Here is a 1,101-nt window from a genome sequence, read left to right as displayed (position 1 = left end):
CCTGCCTTCGCGCAATTCAGGCTCGATAAACTGCAGGTCTAGAGCTTGGTAAATTTCTTCTTCTGTCGCTGACGCGATCAGCTTTCTCCCGCGATGAAGCCCGTCGGCGTTTAGAGTGAAACCCTTCTCGGCAGCGAACGTCTTCAGTTGCTCAAGGTGTTCTGCCGAACCGGTTGCTTCGAGCAGGCTCGCGCCAAAGTGCTTCCTGTCTGTGACAACAAGCCTGAGGCTCGTATCCTCGATACCAGTCGACTTTCTGCCCTGCGCTACCAGGGCGAGGTCGGAAACGAGCTCGCAACCGCGACGGAAGTCGCCTGCAATTTCGACGCGCGAAAACTCTGGATGCGCTTGCTTCACCGATATGACCGCATGTTCGAGAAGGGCGGCGGCCTTGTGCATGTGAAGTTGCGTTTCGCCGCTTCGCACGATGGCCAGGTTCTGCAGGAGCTTTGTCTGAAGCGCGGCGCCGAGGCCTTTGACTGGGCGTATGCGGTCTTCTCTTGCCGCGGCCTCAAGCTCCGCAAGCGAGTTCACGCCGAGCGCCTGATGAAGCTTCAGTATCTTATCGGGACGAAGCCCGGGTATGGTAAACAGCTCCAGCACGCCCGCTGGAACATCCTCGCGCAGCTTCTCAAGGCTTGGGTGCGTGCCGGTTTGGTAAAGTTTGGTCACGATGTCCGCGATCGCGTCACCGATCCCCGGGATCCTGGTGAGGGCGCCGGCGGCAATGATCCGATCAAGCGGTTGCGACAGCGTCATCAGACTGTCTGCCGCGCGCAAGTATGCCTTTGTGCGATAGGGATTGTCGCCGCGCATAGACGCCCGTTGCGCATATTCCCTCAAAAGATTGGCGACAGTCCTGGGATCGATTTTTGCCATGGCTACAGCCAAACGAGGCCGGTCTCCGCAGGTTCCAATCAGGCAAGGCCATGAGCGCCGCGTTGCCCTTCAAATCCGGCTTTACTGGCTCCTCCGCGTCGGACGCTACAGGCTGGGCAAGGATTGGTCAGCGCGGCCCCATCCCGCCAGAGCTTTGGAGGCCGTGCGCTTCTTTAATTCAGGAGCATCGCCCACGTGGAAATGAGAGGGCGAATCTATTGT

General features: G+C 58.9%; 1 protein-coding gene. It reads right to left on the bottom strand.

Going from position 1 to position 1,101, the window contains the following annotated elements; translation table 11 throughout:
* A partial coding sequence (locus EN993_RS36110) for a helix-hairpin-helix domain-containing protein (RefSeq protein ID WP_245469083.1) occupies positions 1-879 on the bottom strand: 879 nt, incomplete at its 3' end.
* Between the last annotated feature and the right edge of the window lie 222 nt (positions 880-1,101).

Source organism: Mesorhizobium sp. M7D.F.Ca.US.004.01.2.1, assembly GCF_003997785.1.
Taxonomy (GTDB): Bacteria; Pseudomonadota; Alphaproteobacteria; order Rhizobiales; family Rhizobiaceae; genus Mesorhizobium; species Mesorhizobium loti.
The sequence above is the reverse complement of the archived record's forward strand: the minus strand, read 5'-3'. Positions and strand labels throughout refer to the sequence as shown.